Source organism: Curtobacterium sp. ME-Dv--P-122a, assembly GCF_030209645.1.
GTDB classification, from domain to species: domain Bacteria; phylum Actinomycetota; class Actinomycetes; order Actinomycetales; family Microbacteriaceae; genus Curtobacterium; species Curtobacterium flaccumfaciens.
Window position 1 is genome coordinate 101,844 of record NZ_JARVRO010000008.1, and the last position, 24,344, is coordinate 126,187.

A 24,344-nucleotide genomic window follows, 5' to 3' on the forward strand; every position below is an offset into this window, starting at 1 on the left:
CCGTGGTGCGCTCGATCGGTGGACTGCCCCGGCCGGGTGAGACCGTCCCGGTGCCGCGCGTGGTCACCGACGTCGCCCGAGGACGTGAGGTCGCGCTCGTCTGGCACAACCAGATCGGCGGGACGACGTTCCGCATCGGGCCGGACGCGCACGCCGAGGAGTTCGTGAAGGTGCTGCCGCGCGCCTACGGTTCGTGGATCAGCGGCGAGGCCGCGCGGCTGACGTGGGCGTCCCGGTACGCGCGGGTCCCCGAGGTGCTCGACCACGGCGCCGACGACGACGGCGTCTGGCTGCACACCCGAGCGGTGCCCGGGTGGAGCGCCGTCGACCCGCGCTGGCACGACGAGCCCCGGACCGCGGTGGTCGCGGTGGGCGAGGGCCTGCGCGCGCTGCACGACACCCTGCCCGTCGACGAGTGCCCGTTCACGTGGGCGACAGCGGACCGGCTCGATCGCGCGCGTGGGGCTGCCGCCGACGCCGACGCCGTCCGCGGCCCGGGCGGTCTCGGTCCGGAGCCGCCGATCGACCGGATCGTCGTCTGTCACGGTGACCCGTGCACGCCGAACACGCTCATCGGTGCGGACCGGCGGTGGAGCGGGCACGTCGACCTGGACGCGATGGGCGTCGCGGACCGCTGGGCCGACATCGCGGTGGCGACGATGGCGCTCGGGTGGAACTACGGACCCGGGTGGGAGCCGCTGTTCCACCGGGCGTACGGGCTGCCGGACGATCCGGAGCGCACCGCGTGGTACCGGGCGCTGTGGAACGCCGGCGACGACGGGATCGACGAGCCGGAACCGGGGCCGATCGGCTAGAAGGCGACCCCGCGAGCGCCCATGAAGGGCACCGGGTCGGTGGTGGCGCCGTTGATGTGCACCTCGACGTGGCTGTGGCAGCCGGTCGACGCCCCGGTGGAGCCGACGAGCGCGATGAGCTGCCCCGCGGAGACCTGCTGCCCGGTGGCGACCCGGAAGCCGCCGTCGACGATGTGGCCGTACGCGGTCTGCACGCCGCCGCCGTGGTTGATGCGGACGTAGTTGCCGTAGCCGCCGTACCAGCCGACGTAGTCGACGGTGCCGGCCGAGGCCGCGACGATGGGCGTGTAGCAGCCGCTCGCCAGGTCGGTGCCCTCGTGCATGGTGACGACGCCGGTGATCGGGTGCACGCGGTACCCGTAGGGGCTGATGACGTAGCCGCTGGCCGGGCGGACCCAGCCGGTCCCGGAGCCCGCGCCGACGGAACCGCCGCCGCCCGAGCCGCTGCTGCCGGTCGAGCCACCGCCTGACGGCGCGCCCCCGCCGGAGTTCGCGGCGGCCTGTGCGGCAGCTGCTCGCTGCGCGGCGGCGGCGCGCTCTGCGGCTTCGCGTGCGGCCTTCTCCTCCGCCGCCTTGCGGACGCGCTCACCCTTGGCGAACTCGGCTTCGGTCCGGACGCGGCCGGAGGTCAGGGTCGCGAGCTGAGCGTCGAGTCGGGCCTTGTTCGACTGCTGCTCGTCGTAGGCGGCCTGCACGGCGTCGGACGCCGCCTGGGCTTCCTGCATGCGGTCTTCGGCTTCGGCGGCGAGGTCGCCCAGTGCTTCGGCGGCGCGGTCGGCCTGTGCCTCGAGCGAGCTGGCGACGGCGGCGTCAGCGCTCGCGGCGGCCTGGACACGCTCGGCCTGCTCGGAGAGCTTGCTCAGCGCACCGAGGTTGTACAGCAGGTCACTGGCGTCTTCGCCCTGGGTGATCACCGAGGTGGTGACGTCGGCGCCACCGGAGCGGGACATCTGCGCGGCGAACTGCCCGGCCTGCGCGGCGCTCTGGTCGGCGACCTTCGCGTGGTCCTTCGCGTCGGCGCGGAGCTGCTGTTCCTTCTCGGCCGCGGTCTGGGCCTTGCGCTGCGCCTTGTAGAACACGTCACCGAGCTTCTTGGCCTTGGCCTCAGCCGCGTCGACCTTGGCGTCGAGCTCGCTGATGATGCCCCGGATCTCGGTGATCTGCCCCTGCTTCGCGGATTCCTTGCCGCGGGCGGACTTCACTTCGTCCCACGTGGGGTAGGTCACCGCCTGAGCGGCCGGAGCGTCGGCGATGACCGTGCCGACGAGGCCCGCGAGTGCCAGGCCGGTGACGGCGAGGCGCAGGCGCACGGGGACACGGTGGGCGCGGAGGCTGGTGGGACGAGACATCGAGCACGAGCCTATACATCCGTACAGCGAGCATCGGACGGCAACGCGCCGCTGTGGACAACTTCAGCAGTGGATCAGAAGCCGCGGTCACGCCGGATGACGTCGGCGCTCCCGACGACGTCGCGCCGCAGGATCGCCTGCCCGGCGGTGCCGGCGTAGTCGTAGACGTCGAACCCGGTGCAGTGGGTGATCGTCGCCGGGGGGCCGAGGGAGTCCTCGACCGCGGTGGTCCACAGGTCGTGCGAGCCGACCACCACGAAGCTCGGGTCGGCGTCGCGGTACGCGCCGAGGTCGACGAGCCACGGGTACGTCTCGAAGGTGTCGCGGACCTGCAGCAGCCCGACGTTCGTCGCCGCGTAGGTGGCGAGGGGCCGGACCGTCCAGAACTGCCCGACGCCCGTGACCTGGCGCCCGTCGGCCCAGCGGTCCAGGCACGCGGCGGCCGGGTACCGCGCGGTCGACACGGCGTGGGCGGTGCCGGGGGCCACGGCGATCCCGGTCGCGAGCACGGCGGCCATCGCGACCGCCACCCCCGCCCGGACCCCGCGGTGCGGGCGGTGCACGCGGGTGCGACGGACCGCGGTGCGGGTGAGCTCGGCCACGGCGACGAGCGCGAGCAGCGGTGCCGTCACGATCGGCTGCAGGTAGCGCGGGGTCTCGGACCCGGCGACGACGACCCCGACGGACACGGCGACGACGGTCACCAGCGGCAGCAGCGTCGCGACCAGCACGGTGCGTGCGGTGCGGACCCGCCAGGCCCAGACCGTGCCGCCGACGGTGACGAGCACCCCGGCGAACAGCAGCAGGAGCCCGAGGTCGCCCGGTGCCGTGCCCGCCCGGTCGTCGGTCAGTGCCGCGAAGAACCGCAGGGTCTCGCCGGCCCGCGACGGCTGCACGTACGTCGCCGGGTCGAGGGAGACGAACGGCCGGAGTGGGATCCGCACCAGGTACCCGACGACCGATCCGACCGTCACGGCACCGGCGAGCAGCGCAGCGGGGCGCCACGGCACCCGCCGCGCCAGCACCAGGAGCCCGAGGGTGACGACGACGGGAGCGGCGGACCACGGCACGTACAGCGGGTTCGACGCGGTCGTGCACGCGGCGACGAGTCCGAGCACCACGAGCAGGGGCACCGACGCCCGACCGAGGCGCACCGCCCGCAGCACCAGCACCGCGGTGCCGAGCACCGCCAGCACGGCGCCGTAGTAGTAGGTCGTCGTGAGCAGCAGGGACGCCAGCTCGAGCGAGGTCGCGGTCGCCGACGACTCGGTCAGCACCAGCAGCGTGACCAGGCCGAGAGCCCCGGCCGACACCGCGATCCGGGCGGGGCGCCCGGCGGACGGCATCAGTTCGTTCGCGGCGGCCCGCACCAGCGCGTAGACCGCGAGGAGCACGAGCACCCCGTTCAGCGCCAGGGCCTGCTGCGGGGTCGCGGTCACCAGTGAGCAGAACAGGTACACGGGCAGCTCGGGGAAGAAGAACAGTGCGGGAGACATCGCCCACTCGAACGGCTGGCCGGCCTGCAGCGAGCGCTCGACGAGCGGCAGCAGCACCGAGTCGCCGTCGTACCAGAGCAGCGCCACCCGTTCCGTCGCGACGACGTGGCGCAGGGCGATGACGGCCAGGGCCAGCGCGACCAGGCCGCCCAGGGCCTCCCGTCCGATCGTGACGGCCACCCCACCGGTCCGGCGGCCGCCGGACGGAGCCGGCTCCACGGCGGGGCGACGCGGTGCTCGGGACATGCCCCGGAGCGTACCGAGGCCGCCTCGGTGCCGGTACGCACAGACCCACAGGCTGGGGGAGCGCGTTGCGGGCCCGACCGACTACCCTTGTGCGCTGTGACCGACGCGCGCGAACAGTTGATCCAGTACATCTCCTCCGAAGCGGTGTTCCACGGCGACTTCACCCTGACCAGCGGGAAGAAGGCGACGTACTACATCGACCTGCGGAAGGTCAGCCTGGACCACCGCGTCGCGCCGCTGATCGGCCAGGTCATGACCGAGCTCGTGCAGCAGGTGCCGGACGTCTCCGCCGTCGGTGGCCTGACCATGGGCGCCGACCCGATCGCCAGCGCCGTCCTGCACCAGGCCGCAGCCCAGGGCCTGACCTACGACGCCTTCGTCGTCCGCAAGGAGCCGAAGGACCACGGCCGCGGCAAGCAGGTCGAGGGACCGGACCTCAAGGGCAAGCGCGTCGTCGTGCTCGAGGACACCTCCACCACCGGGGGCTCACCGCTCAAGGCGGCCGAGGCGCTCGAGCGCGAGGGCGCGATCATCGCCGCCGTCGCGGTCGTCGTCGACCGGGACACCGGCGCCAAGGAGACGATCGAGGCGGCTGGCTACCCGTACTTCGCGGCCATCGGGTTGGCTGATCTGGGGCTGACCGCGTGACCGAGGAGCGTCCGGACGACGCACGCGAACCCGACGGCACCGCCGGCCCGGCAGACGGGGACGACGGCCTGGAGGCTCGGCGTGCGTCCGGATCGGACGCTCCGTTCCACGGTCTCCGCAGCGCTGCGGACATCTTCGGGGCTCCGCGCGGCGAGGAGGACTGGCCGTCGCGGCGGGAGCGCCGCGAGGCCGAGCGCACCGCCCGTGAGACGGGCGCGCCGCTGCCGGAGCCGTTCGTGGCCGAGGGGGAGGCGGAGGGCGCCGAGGCTGCTGCTCCTGCTGCGCCGGCTCCTGCCGCTTCTGCGCCGGCCGCTTCGGCTCCGGCGCTCGACGACGGCGCGACCCAGGCCATCTCGATGCCGCCCGAGCTGCTCGCGCCCTCCGAGAACCCCGACGCCGTCGTCGAGCACGAGCGCTCCACACTGCACGACCGGATCCCGGCCGCCGCCGACGTCGCACCGGACTCCACTGCACCGCACCCGTCGTCGATCGTGCTGCCGACGGCGCAGACCCACCGCGACGAACGAGCTGCCGCGTCGAAGGCCATCGAGGACGAGCGTCGCCGCGTCGACCCGTTCGGCGAGGGCCGCGCAGACGTCGACTGGCTCGGCCGTGCGACCGGGAACCACCCGGAGTCCGTGGCACCCGTTGCCCCCGTTGCCCCGCAGCCCCTCGGTGTCGAGAACGTGCTGCCGCCGACCGAGGAACCGCCGACCTTCACCGACCTGCTGCGCATCACCAGCACCGGGCCGGTCCCCACGCAGACCGGTGCCCACGACCGGCCGTTCGACTGGGCGATCGGCGACGACGACGAGCCCGGCGAGGTCCCGGCGACGCTGACCACCGACTCGTTCGACACCACCGCGCTGTCCGCCGGGTCCTGGTCGCTCGCCGACGAGTTGGACGACGAGGACGAGGTCGTGGCCGGCGAGGTCGACACCCCGGCCTCCGGGCTGCCGCAGGCACCGCGGACCTACCCGGTGCCCCCGGCGGTTCCCCCGGCGGTCCCGGCAGCTGGTGCCGCTCCGTCGGAGGCGACCGAGGCCGTGGACGTGCCCCGTGCGCCCGCCGGAGACGACGTGCCGGACGCGACCGAGGGCCTCCAGGCCGATGCGCCGACCACCGCGATGCCGGCGGCCGGGACGCCCTGGTGGTCCGAGCCCGACGCGACCGTGCCGCCGACCGCGGCACCGCCGCTCGTCGAGCCGGCTGCGGGTGCCCAGGAGTACCCGGCGCACCTGCCGCCGTCGGTGGGGCAGGACCTCGACGCCGTGCTCGGGCTGCGTGGGAACGACACCGGTCCGCAGCCGGAGTCCCTTCCTGCCGCGGCGCCGGACGACCTGGACCAGTCCGAGTGGGACGGCCGCGAGACCAGCGACACGAGCGCCATCAAGGACCTGTTCGGCACCGAGGCCGTCGGGCAGCTCGGCGGGACCGGCTACGACCCGGAGGACACCGGGACGCGGATGATGCCGGCGGCTGCGGTGCCAGCGGCTGCTGCTGCGCCTGCTGCTGCCCCCGCGCCGGCTGCTGCTGCTGGGCGGCCGGCCGGTGGTCCGGACCGGCAGTCCGGCGACCGCGACAACTTCATCAACGAGGGCTTCGCGCGGCTGCGGAACGAGGGCAAGCGCGGCAAGCAGCTGCTGATCTACGGGTCGATCGCGCTGATCCTCGTGCTCATCGTGCTGGTGTTCCTGCTGTCGAAGTGGATCCTCGGCAACAACATCGCCGACCAGGCCGTGCCGACGAAGTCGCCGGTGGCTGACTCGTCGGCGCCGGCGACACCGAGCGCTGCGGCGTCGGCGTCGGCCGCGCAGCCGAGTGATGCCGCAGCTCCGGCCGCCACGCTGCAGTTCGCCACGACCCCGGCTCTGCCGGGCGAGCACCCGTGGACCGACCTGGCCGGCGGGGAGTGCCTGTCGCCGTTCACGAACGCGTGGTCGCAGACCTTCACGGTGGTGGACTGCGCGACGCCGCACATCGGGCAGCTGACCGCACGGCTCGCGGTCGAGGGCGACACCTACCCCGGCGCCGAGGCCCTCGCGACCCAGGCGGCCGACCAGTGCCAGTCCGACACGGCGCTGAACGCCTCGGCCGCCGCTGCCGTGGGGGACGTGCAGGTGCAGGGTTCCTACGCCCCGGACCAGGCGACGTGGGACCAGGGTGACCGGTTCATCGCGTGCTTCGTGACGCGGTCGTCGGGGCAGCCGCTGACCGGGTCGTTGGCGCCGGGGGCGTAGGGGCGGGTCGGGCAGGCGGGCGGCGCGGGTCGGGCGGCCGGCGCGGGTCGGGCGGTCGACGTCCGACGTCGAACGACGATGTCGACGTCGTACGACAACGACACCGTCGTTCCTCGCGCCCCGGGACTGTCCGCGTGTGCAACGAACGACATCCCCGATGTCGTGCGACGTCGGGGATGTCATTCTGCGTCGGCGGTGGTGCGGGCCGCGCGGCGTCAGGCGCTCGCGGGCACCTTCGCCGACACGTCGGACAGCGTCTGCAGCTCGTCGGCCGTGAGCTCGAGCTCCGCCGAGGCCAGCAGCGCCGGCAGCTGCTCGGTGTTCCGGGCGCTGGCGATCGGCGCGACGACGTCGGGCTGCGCCTGCAGCCAGGCGAGTGCGACGGTGGCGATCTCGGAGCCGTGCGCGTCGGCGATCGAGGACAGGGCGTCCACGACGGCGAGCCCCTCGTCGGTGAAGTAGCCGGACACCTGGCCCTCGCGGTCCTTGCCGGCGAAGTCGTCCTTCGAGCGGTACTTGCCGGTCAGGAACCCCGCGGCGAGCGAGAAGTACGGCACGACGCCGAGTCCGTGCTCGTGCGCGAGCGGTGCGATCTCGGCCTCGTACGGCTGGCGGGTGACCAGGTTGTAGTGCGGCTGGATCGCGACGGGCTGGGCGAGGCCGTTCTCCGTCGCGATGCGGACCCACTCCGCGGCGCGGTCCTTCGAGTAGTTCGAGATCGCGGTGTAGCGGACCAGGCCGTCCTGCACGAGCTGGTCGAAGGCGCGGACGGTCTCCTCGAGCGGCGTCGACTGGTCGTCGAAGTGCGCGTAGTACAGGTCGATCCGGTCGGTGCCGAGGCGCTCGAGGCTCGCGCGGGCAGCGGCGGCGACGGTGTCCGCGGCGAGGCCCTGGAACTCCGGGTGCTGCGAGCCCTTCGTCGCGATGACGACGTCGTCCCGCTTGCCCGAGGCGCGCAGCCACGAACCGATGACCCGCTCGGACTCGCCGCCCGAGTTGCCCGGCGCCCAGGCCGAGTACACGTCCGCGGTGTCGATGAAGTCGCCACCGGCCGCGGTGTAGGCGTCGAGGACCTGGTGCGAGGTCGACTCGTCCGCCGTCCACCCGAAGACGTTGCCGCCGAGGGCGAGGGGGAACACGTGCAGGTCACTGGTACCGATGCGGGGCATGCGGAGGTCCTTTCGTGGTCGGAGGTGCGGTGGGAGCGAACCGCACGTCTCCCGACGCTATGCCCCGATGCTTGACACGGCCCCGGCGTGAGGGGCTTCGATGGAGGGATGACCACGCTCACCGATGCCCTCGCCGATCCGCGATCCTCCGCCCGGCTGCAGGCCGTGATGGCCGCGGGGACCACCCCGGACCCCGCGGACCTCGAGGTGCTCGTCGCGCAGTGCGCCGTCGAGCCGGACTTCTTCGTCCGCGACATGCTGACGTGGGCGCTCACCCGGCACCCCGCCGACGACGTCGTCGCCCGCGTGCTGCCCGAGCTCGAGCGCCCCGAGCCACAGGCCCGCAGCCAGGCGCTCCACACCCTGTCGAAGATCGGCGACCCGGAGGCGTGGCCCGCGGTGCGCCCGCTGCTCGAGGACCACGACGACGAGGTGCTCCGCGCCGCCTGGCGGACGGCCGTCGCACTGGTGCCGGACGACGAGCGGGCGTCGCTCGCGCGGACCCTCGCGGTGCAGCTCGGCATCGGCGACCGCGAGCGTCGGCTCAGCCTGTCGCGTGCCCTGGTGGGACTCGGCGAGGACACCGTCGGACCGGTCCTCGCCGCGGCCGCCGACCGGGGGACCGACGCCGTCCGGGAGCACGTGCGCGAGACCGAACGGCTGCTGCACGACGCCGGCGTCGCCTCCGAGTACGCGCTCGAACGGGCTCGGCGCGAGGTCGCCCTCGGCCGGACGCGCTCCGTGAAGGGCTAGGGCCGGCGGGCGCGCCCGGCCGGGCGGGTCGAGTGGTCGAGAACCGTCGCCGTCGCGGTGGTGGGGCGGGCGCGTCGCGCGGTCACGACACCCCGTGGCCGGGGTGCCGAGTGGTCGCGAACCGTCGGTTGCGGGGCTCCCGGGCGACAGGTGGTGACCGCTCGGCGGAGGTGAGCGGGGTGTCGTGACCGGCGGGGGCGCCGGACGGGAGGCGCGTGGCGGCGGGGCGCCGGGCCTCCCGTCCGTCGCCACGCGGGTTCGCGGGCCGCGGTGCGGTCACGACGCCTCGTGCGCTGGGTGCTGAGTGGTCGAGAACCGTCGGTTGCGGGGCTGCCGGGCGACAGGTGGTGACCGCTCGGCGGACGTGAGCGGGGTGTCGTGACCGGCAGACCACCCGACCATCCCGCCCGCGCGCGCCGTGCGGTCAGTCGCCGTCGGGCGCGAGCCAGATGGAGGACGCGGCGGCGGCCGGCAGGTCGACGAGGGACTCCGAACCGTCCGTCGCCCGCCGCGACACCGCGATGACGCCGGCGTAGTCCCGCACCCGCTCGACCCGCAGGTGCGTGCCCAGTCCCACCCCGAGCTCGTCGAAGTACCGCAGCAGCGAGGGGTCGTCGTCCGAGACGCGGTCGACGGTGCCGCACGCTCCCGGCTCGATCGCACCGAGGAGGGTGCCGGGGGAGTCCGGCACGATGCCGTCCGCACCGGGGATCGGGTCGCCGTGGGGGTCGTGCGTCGGGTGGCCGAGGTCGGCGTCGACCCGGTCGAGGAACTGCTCCGACACGGCGTGCTCCAGGGCCTCGGCCTCGGTGTGGACCTCGTCCCACGAGTAGCCGAGCCGCTCCACCAGGAACGTCTCGATCAGCCGGTGTCGCCGGACCATCGCCACCGCGACCTGCTGCCCGAGCGGGGTGAGCACGACGCCGTAGTACGGGGTGTGCTCGATCAGGCCGTCACGGTCGAGCTTCTTGAGGTTGCCCGACACCGTCGACGCCGACACCTTCAGCGACGCCGCGATGTCCCGCGTCGCCAAGCCGGGCCCGCCGCGCTCGCTGGCCTTCCAGATGAGCTTGACGTAGTCCTCTGCCATGGTGGACAGGGAGGGCAGGCGCATACCGCCAATCGTACGACCCGCCTGGTACAACCGGGAGGTGACCACCACCGCCCCCGCCCGAGTCCGCCGCCGTCGCTGGCCGGTGCCCCCGTCGCTGCTGCTCGGGCTCGCGCCGATCGTGGTCTTCGCGGCGATCAGCGCCTGGCGGTCACGGCCGAGCGACGACTACGCGACCCTCGGGCAGACGGTCGACAGCGTCGTGCACGCCCTGGTCATCCCCGAGGGCATCGCCGTCGTGGCACTCGCCCTGTTCGTCACGGCGCTCGGCTGGTGGCGGATCGCCACGGTCGACCCGGTCCGGACGCGGCTGCGGTGGACGATGCTCGCGCCGATCCTCGTGCTCGTGGTGTGCGTCGTCCGGCTGCCCCTGATCGACTGGACGGCGCTGCCGGCGCACTACTTCCTGCTGCTCGCCGTCGGGGTGCTGTTCGTCGGGGTCTTCGAGGAGCTGATGGCCCGCGGGACCCTGCTCGTCGGGCTGCGGCGGCGCCTGCCGGAGATGGGGGTCTGGGCCCTGTCGTGTGCGCTTTTCGGGCTGCTGCACCTGCTCAACGCGCTCGCCGGTGCCGGGATCGGGCCGACGCTCATCCAGGTCGTGTTCGCGGCGTCGTTCGGGTCGACGCTGTACGTCGCGCGTCGGCTGACCGGGTCGCTGCTCGCCCCGATGCTGCTGCACGCCTTCTGGGACTTCGGGTCCATCGGGTTCTCGGCGACCTCGGACCCTGGCGACTTCGGCAAGCTGACCCTGCTCGGCCTGATCGGGCTGTTCTCGTTCGGGGTGCTCGCGTTCGGCATCGTGGCCGGCGGGATCATCGCCTGGTACGACGACCGACCCCGTCGGCTCGCGAAGCGGTGGCGGACGGTACCGCCCATGGGGGCGGTCGTGGTGCCGGGAGGCGAGCCGCGCCTCCCGGCCGACGTGGTCTGAGGGACCGGACGCGACGGCCGCTGCACCGGCGAACGCTGTGCCGACCGGCGCGTGGCGACCCCGCGCGGACGCGACGGTGCCCCGGAGCGCAGCACGCTCCGGGGCACGGTTCGGTCGTGTCGGTCGACGCGACGCGACGCGACGCGACGCGACGCGACGTGTCAGTCGGCTCGGCGTGTCGTGTTGGTCGACCCGACGCTCCGTGTCAGTCGGCCCGACGCCGGAGCTGTCGACGGCGGACGACGACCAGCGCGATGCCGGCCATCAGGAACACGATCGCGGCGATGGTGACCCCGGTGAGCTGCACGCCGGTGAAGGCCAGGCGCGTCGCGGACGGGTCGGTCGCGGACGGGTCGGCGGCGACGGTCTGCCCCGCGGCCCCGGCCCCCGCTGCGGCGCTCGAGGCAGTCGTGGCCCCACTGCCCGTGCCGGCGCCCGTGCCTGCCGTGCCCGCCGTTCCGGCCGTTCCTGCCGTTCCGCCGGAACCGGCGCTCGCGCCCGTGCCGCTGCCGCCGGTCCCCGTGTGCGGCTTCGTCGTGGGCTTCGGGCTCGGCTTCGGCGTGACGGCCGTGGACACGATCCGCGAGACCGCACCGCTCTTCGTGTTCAGCAGTACCTCGCGGTGCTGCGGGTGCGTGAAGTCGAACATGCTCCGGATGGACCCGGCCCGGGCGTCGAACGACTGGTCACCGATCCGCCCGGTCGACCAGTTGTCCTCGATGAACTTCGTGGTCGAGGTCTGCTCGATGGCGGTGTGGTCGACGTGGTTCTGCTTGGCGAACGGCGAGATCACGAGGTACGGCAGCCGCTGCGAGGGGCCACAGCGGTCGAGGTACCCACCGGCGACACCGACCTTGGTCGCGGCCGTGGTGCAGACCGTGGTGTCGTTCGAGGAGTCCGTCGAGCCGTTCAGGATCGTCGGCGCGACGTGGTCGTACCAGCCGTCGGAGTCGTCGTAGTTGATGACGATGGCCGTGCTCGACCACTCCGGCGACCGCTCGATCTCGTTGATCTTCGACGTCAGGAACTTCTGCTCGTCGAGCGGGTCGGAGTACGCGGCGTGGCCGTCCTGGGCCTCGGGCGCCTTGAGGAAGGACACGGCGGGCATCCGGTGCTCGGCGAGCGCGGTGTCGAACGCGGAGAGGTCGTACTGGTGGTTCGCGCGGTCGGTGGAGCCGATCATGCGGTCGCTCGTCGGTGCGAGGTGGTGCGGGTTCGACGTCGACGCGTAGTACGCGAACGGGTTGTGGTGCGGCGAGTAGTCGTTGCTGACCGACCCGCCGACGTTCGTCGTGGTGGCGTCGCACTTGGCGAGGGTCCCGGTGCCCGAGTAGGCCGTCGTCGGGGTGAAGCCGCCCTGGAACCAGCCCCAGGTGACGCCCTTCGCGTTGAGCAGGTCGCCGATGTTCTTGCCCGACATCTTGACCAGGTTCGACGTCGACGTGTGGTCCTTGTCGGAGCAGTCGTCGTAGGCGGGGTCCGGGTCGGCGGTGACGGTGCCCTGGCCGGCGGCGTCCTTCGTGACGACGGAGGTCGAGGTCGGCACCGTGGCACCGGTGACCGAGTCGACGCCCGTGCCGCCGTGGGTGTTGCCGCTGATCAGGTTGAGCGCCCCGGGGGTGGAGGGGCCGAAGCCGGTGTCCCAGGCGTTGTCGCTCATCGCGTAGTTCTGGGCGTAGTTCCACAGCCCGGTGGTGGTGTTGCCGTCGTAGTAGTCCATCGTCAGGCCGGGGGACCCGTACAGGCCGGTGCAGGTGTCCACCGAGGTGCTCTCGACGAACTTGTCCATGGCACCCCCGTCGACGGCCTTCTGCTCGGGCAGGTAGTTGTGGTTCTGGTCGCAGGTGAGCGCCTGGGCGGGCGTCAGCCGTGACGGGGCGTAGGCGTTCGGGTTCTTCGTCAGGGTGCCGGAGGACGCGAGCGTGTTCACCTTCGGGGTGCTCCGCGCCGCGGTGAAGCGGGTGCCGTCGGTGTTCGCGGCCTTCGGGTAGGTGCCGAAGTAGTGGTCGAACGACACGTTCTCGTCGTACATGACGACGACGTGCTTGATCGGGGTGGTGGTCTTCAGGGAGTTGTCCGCGGCGGACGCCGACTGCGGGATGGCGAGGGCCGTCCCGGCGACGGCCGCCAGGGCCATGATGGCGAGCGCGCCCTGTTGGACGCGTCGTTCGGAAGGTCGGAACACGTGGAACCTCTCACTGGTCGGGACGGTGGGGTGGTGGGGAGCGGTGGGGCCCTACGGCGGGCGGGCGGGCGCGTTCGAGCGACGGCCCGGCGCCCGGCTAGGTCCGTGCGAGCAGCCGACGGCCCAGCCAGTCGTCCGCGTGGCGGACCCCGGGCAGGGCGAAGTAGTAGCCACCGCCGACCGGTGACACGTAGTCGACGAGGGGCTCGTCGACCAGGCGCTTCTGCACGGCGACGAACTGCCGTTCCAGGTCGGCCTGGAAGCACGCGAACAGCAGGCCCATGTCGAGGTCGCCGTTCGTGTCGGTGCCGTTGTCGTAGTTGTACGGACGACGGAGCATCTGCTGCGCACGGGCCTCGGCGGTTCGGGGGTTCGCCAACCGGATGTGCGCGTCCATCTGGATGACGTCGCCGGTCGGGTCGTCCTGGTACCGGGGGTCGTCGAACTCGCCGCTGCGGGTGAGCGGGGCACCGGAGTCGCGGTGCCGGCCGATCATGTTCTCCTGCTCGTGCAGCGAGACGCGGTCCCAGAACTCGACGAACATCCGGATGGTCCGCACGACGTGGTAGCTGCCCCCGGTGACCCAGTCGGGTTCGCCGCCCTGTCCGCCGCGGGTCCAGACCAGGTCGTCCATGACGCTGCGGTCCGCGGTGGACGGGTTGCCGGTGCCGTCCTTGAACCCGAGCAGGTTGCGCGGGGTGCCGGAGGGGCGCGGCGGGGACGCGAAACCGTCCTGCCGCCAGCGCACCTGCATGCCGCCGCGAGTGGCCCGGGCGATGTCGCGGACGGCGTGCAGGACGGTGTCGGTGTTGTGCGCGCACACCTGCAGCAGCAGGTCGCCGTCCGAGATCGACCGGTCGAGGTCGTCGTTCGGGAAGTCCTCCATCGTCCGCAACCGCGCCGGGCGCTGCCCCGACAGGCCGTACCGGTGGTCGAAGAGCGAGGCACCGACGCTCGCGGTCACGGTGAGCCCGTCGGCCGCGACCTCCGGTCCGAGCACGCCGGAGTCGGCCGGCGGCGCGGTGATCCCGACGTCGGCAGGCGTGCCGCCGCGGGTGAGGAACCGGGCCCGCTCGGTGATCGTCCGGAGCAGGTCGGCGAGCTCCCCGCGGTCGGCCGCGGTCACGTCGAACGCCAGGAACGCCGACTGTCGCTGCGCGGGCGTGGTGATCCCCGCCTGGTGCGCCCCGTGGAACGCGTACGAGGAACCGGGCGGAGCGTCGGCACCGCCCGTGGTCGCGGCGGCTGCCTGGAGGCCCGTCCCACCCCCGGCGGTCAGGCTCGCTGCCGCCGCGGCGGCTCCGGCACCTGCCCCGACCGCGCTGGTCAGGAACGCGCGGCGGCCGACCCCGCGGGTGGGGCCGGTCGGCGGCTGCTGGTCGTCCGGTGCACCGGCGGGACACGCGCTGCCGTCGGCCGACAGTCCGAGGCGGGCGTGCGCCTCGGACATCCGTCGGTACGTCGCCGCGTCCATCCCGCGTGGGAGTTGCCGGCTCTGGATGCCCTGCCGGCCCTGGCACTGCGGTCGTTCGGTCACGAGGTCCTCCTCGGGTCGCAGATGGCGGCGACGGGGGCGAGTCGTTCGAGCGCAGCGTCGAGGTCGGCGTCGAGGTGCTCGCGGGCGGTGCGGTCGAGACCGTCGAGGGTGTCCCAGCTGCCGTCCGGCCGTCGGTGTGACCGGACGTCGGCACGGAGGGTCGCCAGCGCACGATCGGTGGCCCGGAGGCCCGGGTAGCGGGTCCGCAGGATCGACCGGAGCGGCTCGAGCGCGTGTTCCGTCCCGCTCGTGTTGGCGTCGATCGTCGCCAGTGCCGTGTGGCTGCCGGCGTCGGTGGCCCCGGTCGCCTCGAAGCGGAGTGCGTTCTCGAGGATCTCGTGCGAGCGCAGGCCGATGTCGAGCGGGTCGACCCGTTGGATGGGGAACGTCCGGCGCAGGTGCGCGACGGCGGCGACCAGGGCGTCGGCGGGCGCGACGGCGCGACGGCTGGGCGCACCCGACCACAGCAGCGCCTCGACGCGGTGGAAGCCGGTCAGGTGCGAGTCGTCGAGTGCGGTCCGTCCGGCGGCCGGGAGCCCGTTGATCGCGGTGTCGTCGTCGCCGAACGCCCCGTAGGCGGCTCCGAGCTGCTCGTACTCGCGGTGCCCGGTCAGCCAGTCCCGCCGTGCGGCGCGGACGTCACCCGCACGGACGTCGGCGTCCAGCGCGCGCACGTCGTCGAGCAGCGCCGGCAGGCGACTCTCGATCCAGGCGCCGTACGACTTCGCGGCGGGGATCAGGTCGTCGCGGGTGACCGGGACGATCCCCGGGGTCTCGTCGCTGACGTGGGTGGCGCCGCGCAGGTGGACGACGGGCCCGGTGCTCGGGTTCGCGTCGGCGGGCAGGCAGCGGAACCGGTACTGGCCGCGGGGGAGTCGGACGCCGTAGTCGTGCGTCGCACCCGATCCCAGGCCCTCCGCGTCGAGGTAGACCGCGCCGTTCGTGGGGTCGACCAGCTGCACCTCGATCCCGGTGACGGAGGTGTTGTGGATCCGGAACGTCTGGGGGCCGGCGAGGGCGTGGTCCGGGCTCGCGGGCCACCCCGTCCCGCAGGCGTCGGTGCCGGCCTGCACGGTGACCGCCGACGTCTGCGGCGCCGACGAGGGGACCAGGTGCGGGGCGACGATCGCCGTCCCCACGAGTGCCCCGAGCGCGCCGACGACCACTGCCGTCGTGGCACGAACCGACATCGGCACCGATGACCCCATCCTGTAGCAACTCACAGAAAACCCTGATCAGAGCCACTTTCGGCTCGACCAGGGCAACCATAGAGTCGCCCCAGGGGCAGTTTTCCCGTCGTTCACCGCAGGGCGGTTCTGTTCACCGGATCGTCATCGAGCGGTCTGCGGCGAACGGGCGCACCCGGGTGGCGTGGGCCGCTCGAGCTCGAGCTAGAGCTCGACCTCGAACGGCTCGGTGCGCACGAGCTCGTGCACGCCCGAGATGACCTCGCTCGGGCGGAACGGGTACCGGTCGATCTCGGCCTGGTCGCTGATGCCCGTCATCACGAGCACGGTGTGCAGCCCCGCCTCGATGCCGGCCTGCACGTCGGTGTCCATGCGGTCGCCGATCATGCCGGTGTTCTCGGAGTGCGCGCCGATCCGGTTCATCGCCGACCGGAACATCATCGGGTTCGGCTTGCCCACCACGTAGGGCTGCTTGCCGGTGGCCTTCTCGATCATCGCCGCGATGGCGCCGGTGGCCGGCAGGACCCCCTCGGCGCTCGGGCCGGTGGCGTCGGGGTTCGTCACGATGAACCGGGCACCGGCGCGGATGAGCCGGACGGCCTTGGTGATCGCCTCGAACGAGTAGTTGCGGGTCTCGCCGACGACGACGTAGTCGGGGGCGGTCTCGGTCATGATGAACCCGGCCTCGTGCAGGGCGGTCGTCATGCCGGCCTCACCGATCACGAACGCCGAGCCGCCGGGCATCTGTGACTTGCAGAAGTCAGCGGTCGCGAGCGCACTCGTCCAGATCCGCTCCTCGGGCACGTGCAGACCCGAGCTCCGCAGCCGGGCGCTGAGGTCGCGCGGCGTGAAGATCGAGTTGTTCGTCAGCACGAGGAACTCGGTGCCGTCGTCGAGCCACTGCTGGATGAGTTCCGGCGCGCCCGGGAGCGCCTGGTTCTCGTGGACGAGCACGCCGTCCATGTCGGTCAGCCAGCACTCGACGTCGTCTCGGGTCGCCATGGCCCTCACCCTACTGCGCAGGGGTTCAGGCCCGGCTCGTGGTCGGCTCGGAAAGGGCCGGGAGGCCCGGGGCGGCTCTTGCGCGCTGCTCCGAGACCCGAGAAGGTCGAGACACCGAACCGCGGTCGGCTTTTGCCCTACGCTTTTCGGGACACGTACCGAATCAAGGAGGCCCCCCGTGCTCGTCGAACCCGGAACCCCGTCCGCCGCGCCCCGACCCACCCCGGTGTCGGAGACGGAGCTCGAGGTGACGCCGCGACGACGCCGAGGCCGCCCGAACGTGCTCTCCCGCGAGCAGGTGATCGACGCCGCCACGACCATCGCGAACGAGGACGGCCTCGACCGCCTGTCCTTCCGGGCCCTGGGCGTGCGGCTCGGGGTCGCCCCGATGACCGTGCACCGGACCATCGGCGGGCTGGACGACCTGCACGCCGAACTCGTCCGCCGCACCGTCGACGAGTTCACCGCCACCTTCGTCTGGCCGGACGAGTGGCACGCCGTCGTCCGCACCTTCGCCACGACGTTCCGTGACCTGATGCGCACCCACCCGCTCGTGCTCGAGTCGCACAGCCAGCGCGCCCCGCTCGCCTCGACCGAGTCCGACGCCGTCGTGGCGAAGGTCGTCGGTGCCCTGCAGGACGCCGGGCTGCCGCCGGCCGAGGCGATGTACACCTTCTTCGTCGTGTACGACTTCGTGGTCGGGCACGCCGGGGTGCAGGTCGGACGCGGGGACTCCGAGGCCGGACGCCCCGAGCGGCACCGGCTGGTGGGCGAGATCCTCGGCGAGCACTCCTACGACGACCGGTTCGCGCTCGGCCTCGACATCCTGATCGCCGGCATCGAGTCGCGCATCGCCCACGGGGCCGGCGCCGCCTGAGCCCGCGCCGCCGCCGGGCGCTGCCGTCGTCGGGCCGGTCCCGTGTGCGCCGTACGCTGGTCGGGTGACCACTGCGCCCGAACCGTCGCACGAGCTGACGACCAACGGGGTGGGGCCGCACCCGGAACCCTGGCCCGACGACCCGCGGCTCGACCCGGAGCTGCTGGCCGCCGGGGACTCCCGGAACGTGCTCGACCGCTACCGGTACTGGTCGATGGACGCGATCGTCGCCGAGCTCGACACCCGCCGGCACGCGTTCGACGTGGCGATCGAGAACTGGCAGCACGACCTGAACATCGGGTCGATCGTGCGGAGCGCCAACGCGTTCCTGGCCGGCACCGTGCACATCATCGGGCGACGCCGGTGGAACAAGCGCGGAGCGATGGTCACCGACCGGTACCAGCACGTCCGCTACCACCCCGACGTCGAGGCGTTCCTCGCCGCGATGGCCGAGGAACAGCGTCCCGTCGTCGCCATCGACAACACCCCGGGTGCCGAGCGCATCGAGACCGCGACGATCCCGGAGCGCTGCGTGTTCCTGTTCGGGCAGGAGGGCCCCGGGCTCACCGAGCAGGCGGTCGCCGGTGCCGACGCACACCTCGAGATCACGCAGTTCGGGTCGACGCGGAGCATCAACGCCTCGGCGGCGGCCGCGATCGTCATGCACTCGTGGGTCGTCCAGCACGCGGAGTTGCCGGGCGCTTCGTGAGCAGAACTGGTCGGGTACGGGCCCTGGAGCCGACCATTCGTGCTCACGAAGCGGGCGGGGCGGAGACGGGGCGGGCCTCCAGGCCAGGGTCCGTGCTGACGCGTCAGCGAGCGGCGGTGGTGCGGCGCGCGACCAGGCGGGGTTCGACGAGGAGTTCCGTGGCGGCGATCCGCGGATCGGCGATGCGGGCCAGCAGGCGCTCGCCGGCGCCGCGACCGATCTCGACACTGCGGTCGTCGATGCTCGTCAGGCCGACGTACCGCATCGCGGCCACCGGGGTGTCGTCGTAGCCGATGACGGAGACGTCCTCGGGGACGCGCAACCCGCGTTCGGCGAGTTCGGACAGCGCGCCGAGGGCCATCACGTCGTTCGCGGCGAAGACGGCCGTGACGTCCGGGTGCTCGTCGAGGAGCATGCCGAGGGCGCGGGAACCGGCCTCCTCGGTGGGTTCACCCGGCAGGACCGTCGTGACGACGGACGCACGGGTCGCCGCGGCCTGCTCGAACCCGGACTGGCGTTCGGCCGAGGCCGCCGAGCTCGCACCGACGAACCCGAGTCGGGTGTGGCCGAGGTCGAGCAGGTGCTGCGCCGCGATGCCGCCACCGGCGTGGTCGTCGTTCGCCACGGTGTCGGCGCGGGGGATCGCCACGCGGCCACCGGCGATGACGAGCGGCATCGAGGCGGGGATCGCGAGGTCGGTGGTGGGCTCGCCGGCGATCACGATGCCCTCGACGCGCATGGAGAGGAAGCCCTCCACCGGAGAGGCATCGAGCCCCGTGTTGAGGAACCGGTCGGCGACCACGAGCCGGTGCCCCTGGTCCTGCAGGCTCTCGCGCAGACCGGTCAGCAGGTCCACGAACCACTGGTTGCGGAAGTCGTCGAGGACCACGCCGATGGTGCGGCTGCGCGTGCCGGCCAGGGACACGGCCGCGGTGGAGGGTCGGTAGTCGAGCTCCTGGATCGCCTTGAGCACGGCTGCCCGGCGCTGGTCGCTCACCCGGGGGGAGCGCTGCAGCACGAGGGAGACGAGGGACTTCGAGACCCCGGCGCGTGCGGCGACGTCGTAGATGGTCGCGGGCTTGCCGTCTCCCATGATGCGCTTCGACCTCCGTTGGCTCGTGCGTCGATCGTAGCGGTTGACGTGACATGGGCCGGGCGGTGGGGTGCGGGGTGGGGGTCGGTGCGGGTGCGGGTCGTCGAGTGAGCAGAAGACGACGGGTCCCGAACAGCCACTCGTCGTCTTCTGCTCACTCCCTTGGGTTCGCGAGTCCTCCACAGGGGAGGCACGGTGCCGGTTCTGCACGGAACTCCGGTTCGGTGAGCGGGGCCTCGGCGCGGGGCGCGAGCGTGTCGGCATGCAACCACGACCACTCCCTCCGGCGCTGCGAGGCCGGGCCTTCGACATCGGCGCGGCTGATCGAGCCGGAGTTCCCCGACAACGACTCCAGCGGAAGGACCTGACGTGCCCGACGCGATCGATCCGATGGCCCCGGGACCGACCACCCGATCCGATCCGCCGCATCCAGGCACTGCGGCCGGTCCTGTTGCCCGGACAGTTCGTCAGCCACACCTCGGCGGCGGTGTTGTGGGGGCTGCCGGTGCCGTGCGGCCCTGAGGCGCCGGTGCACATCACCAGCGTGCACCCGCAGGCGCAGCCCCGGCGCGTCGGTGTGGCCGGGCACCGTGTGGCTGCTGACCGGGTGAGCACCCGGCAGCGCTGGGGTGTTCCGTCCAGCAGCCCCGCGGCGCTGTGGGTGGAGTGCGGAGACCTGCTCGGACTCGATGAGCTCGTCGTCCTGGGTGACGCCATCGTCACGTCGCGGGCCTGCGCGACCGCGCTGGAGGACCTCGCCGCCGCGCTCGCCGGGGCGGGGAATCGTCGTGGCGTGCGGAAGCTGCGCGTTGCACTCGAGCTCGTGCGGGTGGGGGCCGGGTCACCGCAGGAGACCCGAGCGCGGCTGGCGATCGTCCGCGCGGGGCTGCCCGAGCCCGAACTGCAGGTCGACGTGCTCGACGAAGCCGGCCGGTTCGTCGGCCGCGTCGACCTGGCCTACCCGGAGCACCGCATCGTCATCGAGTACGAGGGCGACCACCACCGGACCGACGCCGACCAGTGGGGCCGTGACCTCCGCCGCTACCGCGAGATGGAACGACTCGGCTGGGCAGTCGTCCGGTGGACCAAGTCCGACCTGACGCTGCACCGCTCAGCCGCAGTCGCGCACCTGCAGACGCTCCTTGCACGCGGAGGAGGTCGCGTCTAGTGAGCAGAAGACGACGGGTCGCTATTGCACGCCCGTCGTCTTCTGCTCACTCGATGTCGCGCGCGGCCGCCCGCGCCGCCCGCGCCGCCCGGCGCCCGCGCCCCGCTACCCGATCAGGCTCGGGCGCAGGTCGCGCAGCGTGCGGGAGCGGGTCTGCCGCGCCGTGACCACGAAGGACACCAGGAGCGCCCCGAGCAGCCAGCAGAGCAGCACGCCCGCGTCCGACCACGCGGCGCCGAGGTTCCCGCCGTACATCGTCTGCCGGATCGCATCGACCGAGTACGTCATCGGCAGCGCGAAGTGCAGCGCCGCCAACGGCCCCGGCAGCGTCTGCCACGGGAACGTCCCGCCGGCGGTGACGAGCTGCACGAGCATGAGCACCAGGCCGAGGAACTGCCCCACCGATCCGAGCAGCACGTTGAGCGCCATGATGATCGCCGCGAAGGTCGCCGAGGCAAGCACCATGATCCCGATCGTGCCGCCGACGTGCACCACGTTCAGGTCGAGGGCGAAGCGCACGATGAAGAACAGCGCCACCATCTGCACCAGGCCGAGGAGTGCCGGGGTCAGCCATCCGCCGAACACCACGGCGAGAGGCTTCCGCACCGCCGTGATCGCACGCTTCGAGATCGGCTTGAGGATGAGGAACAGCGCGTACATGCCGATCCAGGCCGCGAGCGAGATGAAGAACGGCGCGAGGCCGGCACCGTAGTTCGACGCGGCGGCGACGTTGTCGTCCCCGACCTTGACCGGGTCGGAGATGACCGAGGCCTGCGACGCACGCTCCGAGGCGTTCGACGCCGGGATCTTCGTGCGGCCCTCGTCGAGCGACGACGCGAGCTTCGACGAGCCGGTCGTGAGCTTGTCCAACCCCGATGCGAGCGACGAGGCGCCCTCGTCGGCGGTCTTCGCACCGGTCGCGAGCTGCGATGCACCGGACGACAGCGTCGGAGCGGCCGAGGCCAGCTTCGACGTGCCGTCGGCCACCTTCGACGCGCCCGACGAGAGCGTCGAGGCGCCCGTGGCCGCGTCCGCGATCCCGGACGACAGCTCCGGGGCCTTCGCGGCGAGCTTGCCGGTGCCGGCGGCGAGCGTGTCCGAGCCGTCGGAGAGCTGCTGGATGCCGCTCGTCAGCGCCGGGGCCTGCTCGGCGAGCTGTGAGGCGCCCGCGGACACCTGCGCGCTGCCGGTCTTGAGCTTCTGCAGGTTGCCGGACAGGTCGCCGGCACCGGTACCGAGCTCGGTGCTGCCGGCCTGCAGGTCGTCGAGCCCGGCGAGCAGTCGGGTCTTCTGTTCCTCGGAGAGCACCGTGGAGGCTTGGACGACGGGCTTCAGCGACGCGACGAGTTCGGGCGACTGCGCAGAGAGCTGCTGGACGCCCGCGATGAACGGTGCGGCCTTGTCGGCGAGCTCGGCGTTGCCGCTGGCGACCTGCGACGCACCACTGGACAGGCGCGCAGAGTCGGAGGGAAGCGAGGCCGTCTGGTCGCGGAGCTGGTGCAACCCGGACTGCAGCTGCTGCGCCCCACTGTCCAACTGCTGCGTCTGCGACGGCAGTGCCGCTGTCTGCTGCTGCGCGCTGGCCAGCCCGGACGCCAGGGTCGACGCCCCCGACGCCACCTGCTGCGCCCCGCTGTTCAGCTGCTGGGTCTGCGACGGCAGGTCGGCCGTGCCGGACGCGAGCTCCGCCGCCCCGGACGACAGCTTGCCGGTGCCGTCGGCGAGCTGGTGCGCACCCTTGTCCGCCTTGGCGGTGCCGGACGCGAGTTCATCGGCCCCGTCGACGGCGTCGCCGAGGCTGTCCCGCACGTCGGCGAGCCCGACGAGCAGGGTCTTCGCCGCCTGCTTGCCGACACGCTCCGCGACGGCGGTGCGCATGGTCTTGCCCGCCTGCTCGGCGATGGTCGAGGCCAGGTAGGAGTTCGTGTCGGCCGTCGTCATGACGAGCTTCGCCTGCGTCGGGTCGTCGGACTGCGCGGACACCAGGTGCTCGGAGAAGTCGTGCGGGATGGTGACGACGAAGTCGTACGTGCCGTTCCGGACGCCGGAACGGGCGTCGGCGGCGCTCGTCTTCGTCCACTTGAAGTCGGCGCCGTCGATGGCCTCCTTCGTGACGTCCTTGCCGTAGTCGACGTGGTCGCCGTCCAGCGTGGCGCCGGCGTCGAGGTTCACGATCGCGGCGGGGATCTGGTCGAGCTTCGCGTACGGGTCGCGGTTCGCCCACAGGTAGGCGCCGCCGTACAGCAGCGGCACGATCATCAGCGCGATGAACGCCAGGCGTGCGAGCGGGGTCGCGGTGAGCCGCGCGAGTTCTGCGCGGACGAGCGAGGTGGTGGTCACTTCTGTGCCTCCGTCGGGACGGTTGCGGATGCTTCGGTGACGGAAGGAGCGGCCGGGAGGCCCGGCTCGGTTCCGTCGGTTCGGGCCACGTCCTCGGGGTCCTCGGTCTGGGGCGTCACGAGCGTCGCGACGTCGTCGTGCGTCTCGATGCCGTCGTGCGTGTCGATCGTGTCGAGCAGGTGCTCGACGGTGGTGGCAGCGGCCTTCGAGGTCACGAGGACCACGGTCACGCCCCGACGTGCGACGTCGCGGACCACCTGGAACCAGTCCTCGACGGCGCCGCCGTGCCGCTCGGGCGAGGTGATCACGATGCCGGTCACACCGTCGCGGAGCAGGGCGAGTTCGACCAGGAGCCGGACGCGCACGGCGGTCGGCACCCGCTGCACGGCGGTGTCGACGTAGTCCCGCAGACCGAGCTCGTCGAGCACGGTGTCGACGTGCTCGCGGTTCGGGCGCTGCCCGGCGAACGCGAGCTCCTCGCGCACGATCTGCTTGAGGGTCATGACGGGGAAGGGCTCGGCGACCCCGGGGGTGTCCACGAGCGCGAACGAGCGGCGGACGGCTGCCGGGTCCTCGTGCCCGTCGAGCAGCAGGCGGCCGGTGTCGGGCTGCATGCGGCCACCGGCGACGAGTGACGCGAGCACGGGTGCCTGCTCGGTCTCGACGGCGAGGACCCCCGGGCGTCCGGGGCCGGCGACGGCGGAGACGACGGGCAGGGGTGCGCCGGGCTCCTCGCCGATGCCGACGTGGTCGAGTTCGAGCGTCATGCGTGGTCCTTCGGGGCAGGGGCGGGGGCGGGAGCGGGGGCAGCGGGTTCGGAGAGCAGTGCCGTGCGCCAGTCGATGCCGGCCATGCCCAGCGCCGACACCACCACCATGCGCCGTCCGTCCTCGTCGCTCGTGCCGGAACGGGTGGCCTCGTCGAGGACGGCGATGCACGCGCCCTCGACCAGACGGCCGAGGGTCTCGGGGTCGACGTCGTCCCGCATGGCGCCGTCGGCGATCCCGAGCGCGCACGCCTGGCGTACCTGTGAGCGCAGCGGCGCGAACACCTCGGCGACGGGTTCGGCGAACGGGCTGCGGACGGCGACCCGGGCCATCGAGCGGACGTGCGACACCTCGGTCCAGAGCGTCACCGCGATGGCGGCGAGGCGTGCGGCCGGTGGGAGCTCCTGCAGGTCCGATGCGGTGGGCATGGCTGCGGCGATCCGGGCGGCGCCGGCGGTCACGACCTCGCGCACCAGGTCGTCGCGGGAGGGGAAGTGTCCGTACACCGCACGGCGCGAGAGTCCCGCAGCCGCGGCGATCGTCTCGATCGAGGCATCCGGGTCCTGCTGCAGACAGGTCTTCGCCGCGTCGAGGAGGGCTGCCCGGTTCTCCGTGGCGTCGCGGCGGGGCGCGCGGGAGGGCTGCTCGGTGGTGGTCACGCACCCCATCGTAATAACGTGCACACGTGTGTGCAACTTAACAGGTTCCGTCCCCCGGACGA

General features: G+C 72.8%; 20 protein-coding genes. 8 read left to right on the forward strand and 12 right to left on the reverse strand.

What is annotated here, in order from left to right:
* Window positions 1–2: 2 nt before the first annotated feature.
* Complete coding sequence (locus QRN49_RS09700; RefSeq protein ID WP_284755394.1) at window positions 3–815, forward strand: phosphotransferase; 813 nt, start codon at window positions 3–5, stop codon at window positions 813–815.
* Here QRN49_RS09700 and QRN49_RS09705 read toward each other — a convergent pair.
* Window positions 812–2,164, reverse strand: coding sequence for a peptidoglycan DD-metalloendopeptidase family protein (locus QRN49_RS09705; RefSeq protein ID WP_284755396.1), 1,353 nt, complete (start codon window positions 2,162–2,164; stop codon window positions 812–814). The genes QRN49_RS09700 and QRN49_RS09705 overlap by 4 nt on opposite strands.
* 74 nt (window positions 2,165–2,238) lie before the next feature.
* Complete coding sequence (locus QRN49_RS09710) at window positions 2,239–3,906, reverse strand: hypothetical protein (RefSeq protein WP_284755397.1); 1,668 nt, start codon at window positions 3,904–3,906, stop codon at window positions 2,239–2,241.
* Between the two features lie 96 nt (window positions 3,907–4,002).
* Here QRN49_RS09710 and pyrE point away from each other — a divergent pair, with 96 nt between their 5' ends.
* Window positions 4,003–4,554, forward strand: a complete 552-nt coding sequence (gene pyrE / locus QRN49_RS09715; RefSeq protein WP_071404348.1) for an orotate phosphoribosyltransferase — start codon at window positions 4,003–4,005, stop codon at window positions 4,552–4,554.
* Entirely contained in the window at window positions 4,551–6,794 is a 2,244-nt protein-coding gene (locus QRN49_RS09720) for a septum formation family protein (protein WP_284755401.1), read from the forward strand. Before pyrE ends, QRN49_RS09720 begins: the two co-directional genes overlap by 4 nt.
* 215 nt (window positions 6,795–7,009) lie before the next feature.
* On the opposite strand, the gene QRN49_RS09725 is transcribed toward QRN49_RS09720, so the two are convergent.
* Complete coding sequence (locus tag QRN49_RS09725; protein WP_284755403.1) at window positions 7,010–7,963, reverse strand: aldo/keto reductase; 954 nt, start codon at window positions 7,961–7,963, stop codon at window positions 7,010–7,012.
* A 108-nt stretch (window positions 7,964–8,071) separates the two neighbouring features.
* Between QRN49_RS09725 and QRN49_RS09730 the strand changes: the two genes are divergently transcribed.
* Entirely contained in the window at window positions 8,072–8,716 is a 645-nt protein-coding gene (locus QRN49_RS09730; protein WP_284755405.1) for a HEAT repeat domain-containing protein, read from the forward strand.
* Between the two features lie 424 nt (window positions 8,717–9,140).
* Here QRN49_RS09730 and QRN49_RS09735 read toward each other — a convergent pair whose 3' ends face one another.
* Entirely contained in the window at window positions 9,141–9,830 is a 690-nt protein-coding gene (locus QRN49_RS09735; protein WP_027464846.1) for a metal-dependent transcriptional regulator, read from the reverse strand.
* Window positions 9,831–9,867: 37 nt separating this feature from the next.
* On the opposite strand from QRN49_RS09735, the gene QRN49_RS09740 reads away from it, so the two are divergent.
* Window positions 9,868–10,758 (forward strand): CPBP family intramembrane glutamic endopeptidase, encoded by an 891-nt coding sequence (locus QRN49_RS09740; RefSeq protein ID WP_284755408.1) that lies wholly within the window; start codon window positions 9,868–9,870, stop codon window positions 10,756–10,758.
* A gap of 205 nt (window positions 10,759–10,963) precedes the next feature.
* On the opposite strand, the gene QRN49_RS09745 is transcribed toward QRN49_RS09740, so the two are convergent.
* The 4 genes from QRN49_RS09745 to QRN49_RS09760 all read right to left on the reverse strand — a co-directional run bounded on the left by QRN49_RS09745 (window position 10,964) and on the right by QRN49_RS09760 (window position 16,669).
* Window positions 10,964–12,943, reverse strand: a complete 1,980-nt coding sequence (locus QRN49_RS09745) for an alkaline phosphatase family protein (protein ID WP_284755410.1) — start codon at window positions 12,941–12,943, stop codon at window positions 10,964–10,966.
* 97 nt (window positions 12,944–13,040) lie between these two features.
* Window positions 13,041–14,480: an iron uptake transporter deferrochelatase/peroxidase subunit gene (gene efeB / locus QRN49_RS09750; RefSeq protein ID WP_284755412.1), complete on the reverse strand. Its 1,440-nt coding sequence runs from the start codon at window positions 14,478–14,480 to the stop codon at window positions 13,041–13,043.
* Window positions 14,477–15,670: an EfeM/EfeO family lipoprotein gene (locus QRN49_RS09755; RefSeq protein ID WP_284755671.1), complete on the reverse strand. Its 1,194-nt coding sequence runs from the start codon at window positions 15,668–15,670 to the stop codon at window positions 14,477–14,479. Before QRN49_RS09755 ends, efeB begins: the two co-directional genes overlap by 4 nt.
* A gap of 201 nt (window positions 15,671–15,871) precedes the next feature.
* Window positions 15,872–16,669: an HAD-IIA family hydrolase gene (locus tag QRN49_RS09760; RefSeq protein ID WP_111234866.1), complete on the reverse strand. Its 798-nt coding sequence runs from the start codon at window positions 16,667–16,669 to the stop codon at window positions 15,872–15,874.
* Window positions 16,670–16,847: 178 nt separating this feature from the next.
* Between QRN49_RS09760 and QRN49_RS09765 the strand changes: the two genes are divergently transcribed.
* Window positions 16,848–17,546: a TetR/AcrR family transcriptional regulator gene (locus QRN49_RS09765; RefSeq protein WP_284755415.1), complete on the forward strand. Its 699-nt coding sequence runs from the start codon at window positions 16,848–16,850 to the stop codon at window positions 17,544–17,546.
* A 64-nt stretch (window positions 17,547–17,610) separates the two neighbouring features.
* A complete protein-coding gene (locus tag QRN49_RS09770) occupies window positions 17,611–18,255 on the forward strand; it encodes a TrmH family RNA methyltransferase (protein WP_214542478.1) in 645 nt (214 codons plus the stop codon).
* Between the two features lie 103 nt (window positions 18,256–18,358).
* Here QRN49_RS09770 and QRN49_RS09775 read toward each other — a convergent pair whose 3' ends face one another.
* The gene (locus QRN49_RS09775) at window positions 18,359–19,348 is read right to left on the reverse strand and encodes a LacI family DNA-binding transcriptional regulator (protein WP_111022781.1); all 990 of its coding nucleotides are present in this window, start codon (window positions 19,346–19,348) and stop codon (window positions 18,359–18,361) included.
* 529 nt (window positions 19,349–19,877) lie between these two features.
* Here QRN49_RS09775 and QRN49_RS09780 point away from each other — a divergent pair.
* Entirely contained in the window at window positions 19,878–20,516 is a 639-nt protein-coding gene (locus QRN49_RS09780; protein ID WP_209080372.1) for an endonuclease domain-containing protein, read from the forward strand.
* 105 nt (window positions 20,517–20,621) lie between these two features.
* Here the strand turns inward: QRN49_RS09780 and QRN49_RS09785 are convergent, their stop codons facing one another.
* The 3 genes from QRN49_RS09785 to QRN49_RS09795 are packed head-to-tail and all read right to left on the reverse strand — an operon-like array spanning window position 20,622 to window position 24,282.
* A complete protein-coding gene (locus tag QRN49_RS09785; protein WP_284755421.1) occupies window positions 20,622–22,856 on the reverse strand; it encodes a YhgE/Pip family protein in 2,235 nt (744 codons plus the stop codon).
* On the reverse strand, window positions 22,853–23,623 hold the full coding sequence (locus QRN49_RS09790) for a P-loop NTPase family protein (RefSeq protein WP_284755423.1): 771 nt from the start codon (window positions 23,621–23,623) through the stop codon (window positions 22,853–22,855). Before QRN49_RS09790 ends, QRN49_RS09785 begins: the two co-directional genes overlap by 4 nt.
* Complete coding sequence (locus QRN49_RS09795) at window positions 23,620–24,282, reverse strand: TetR/AcrR family transcriptional regulator (protein WP_284755424.1); 663 nt, start codon at window positions 24,280–24,282, stop codon at window positions 23,620–23,622. Before QRN49_RS09795 ends, QRN49_RS09790 begins: the two co-directional genes overlap by 4 nt.
* Window positions 24,283–24,344 lie beyond the last annotated feature (62 nt).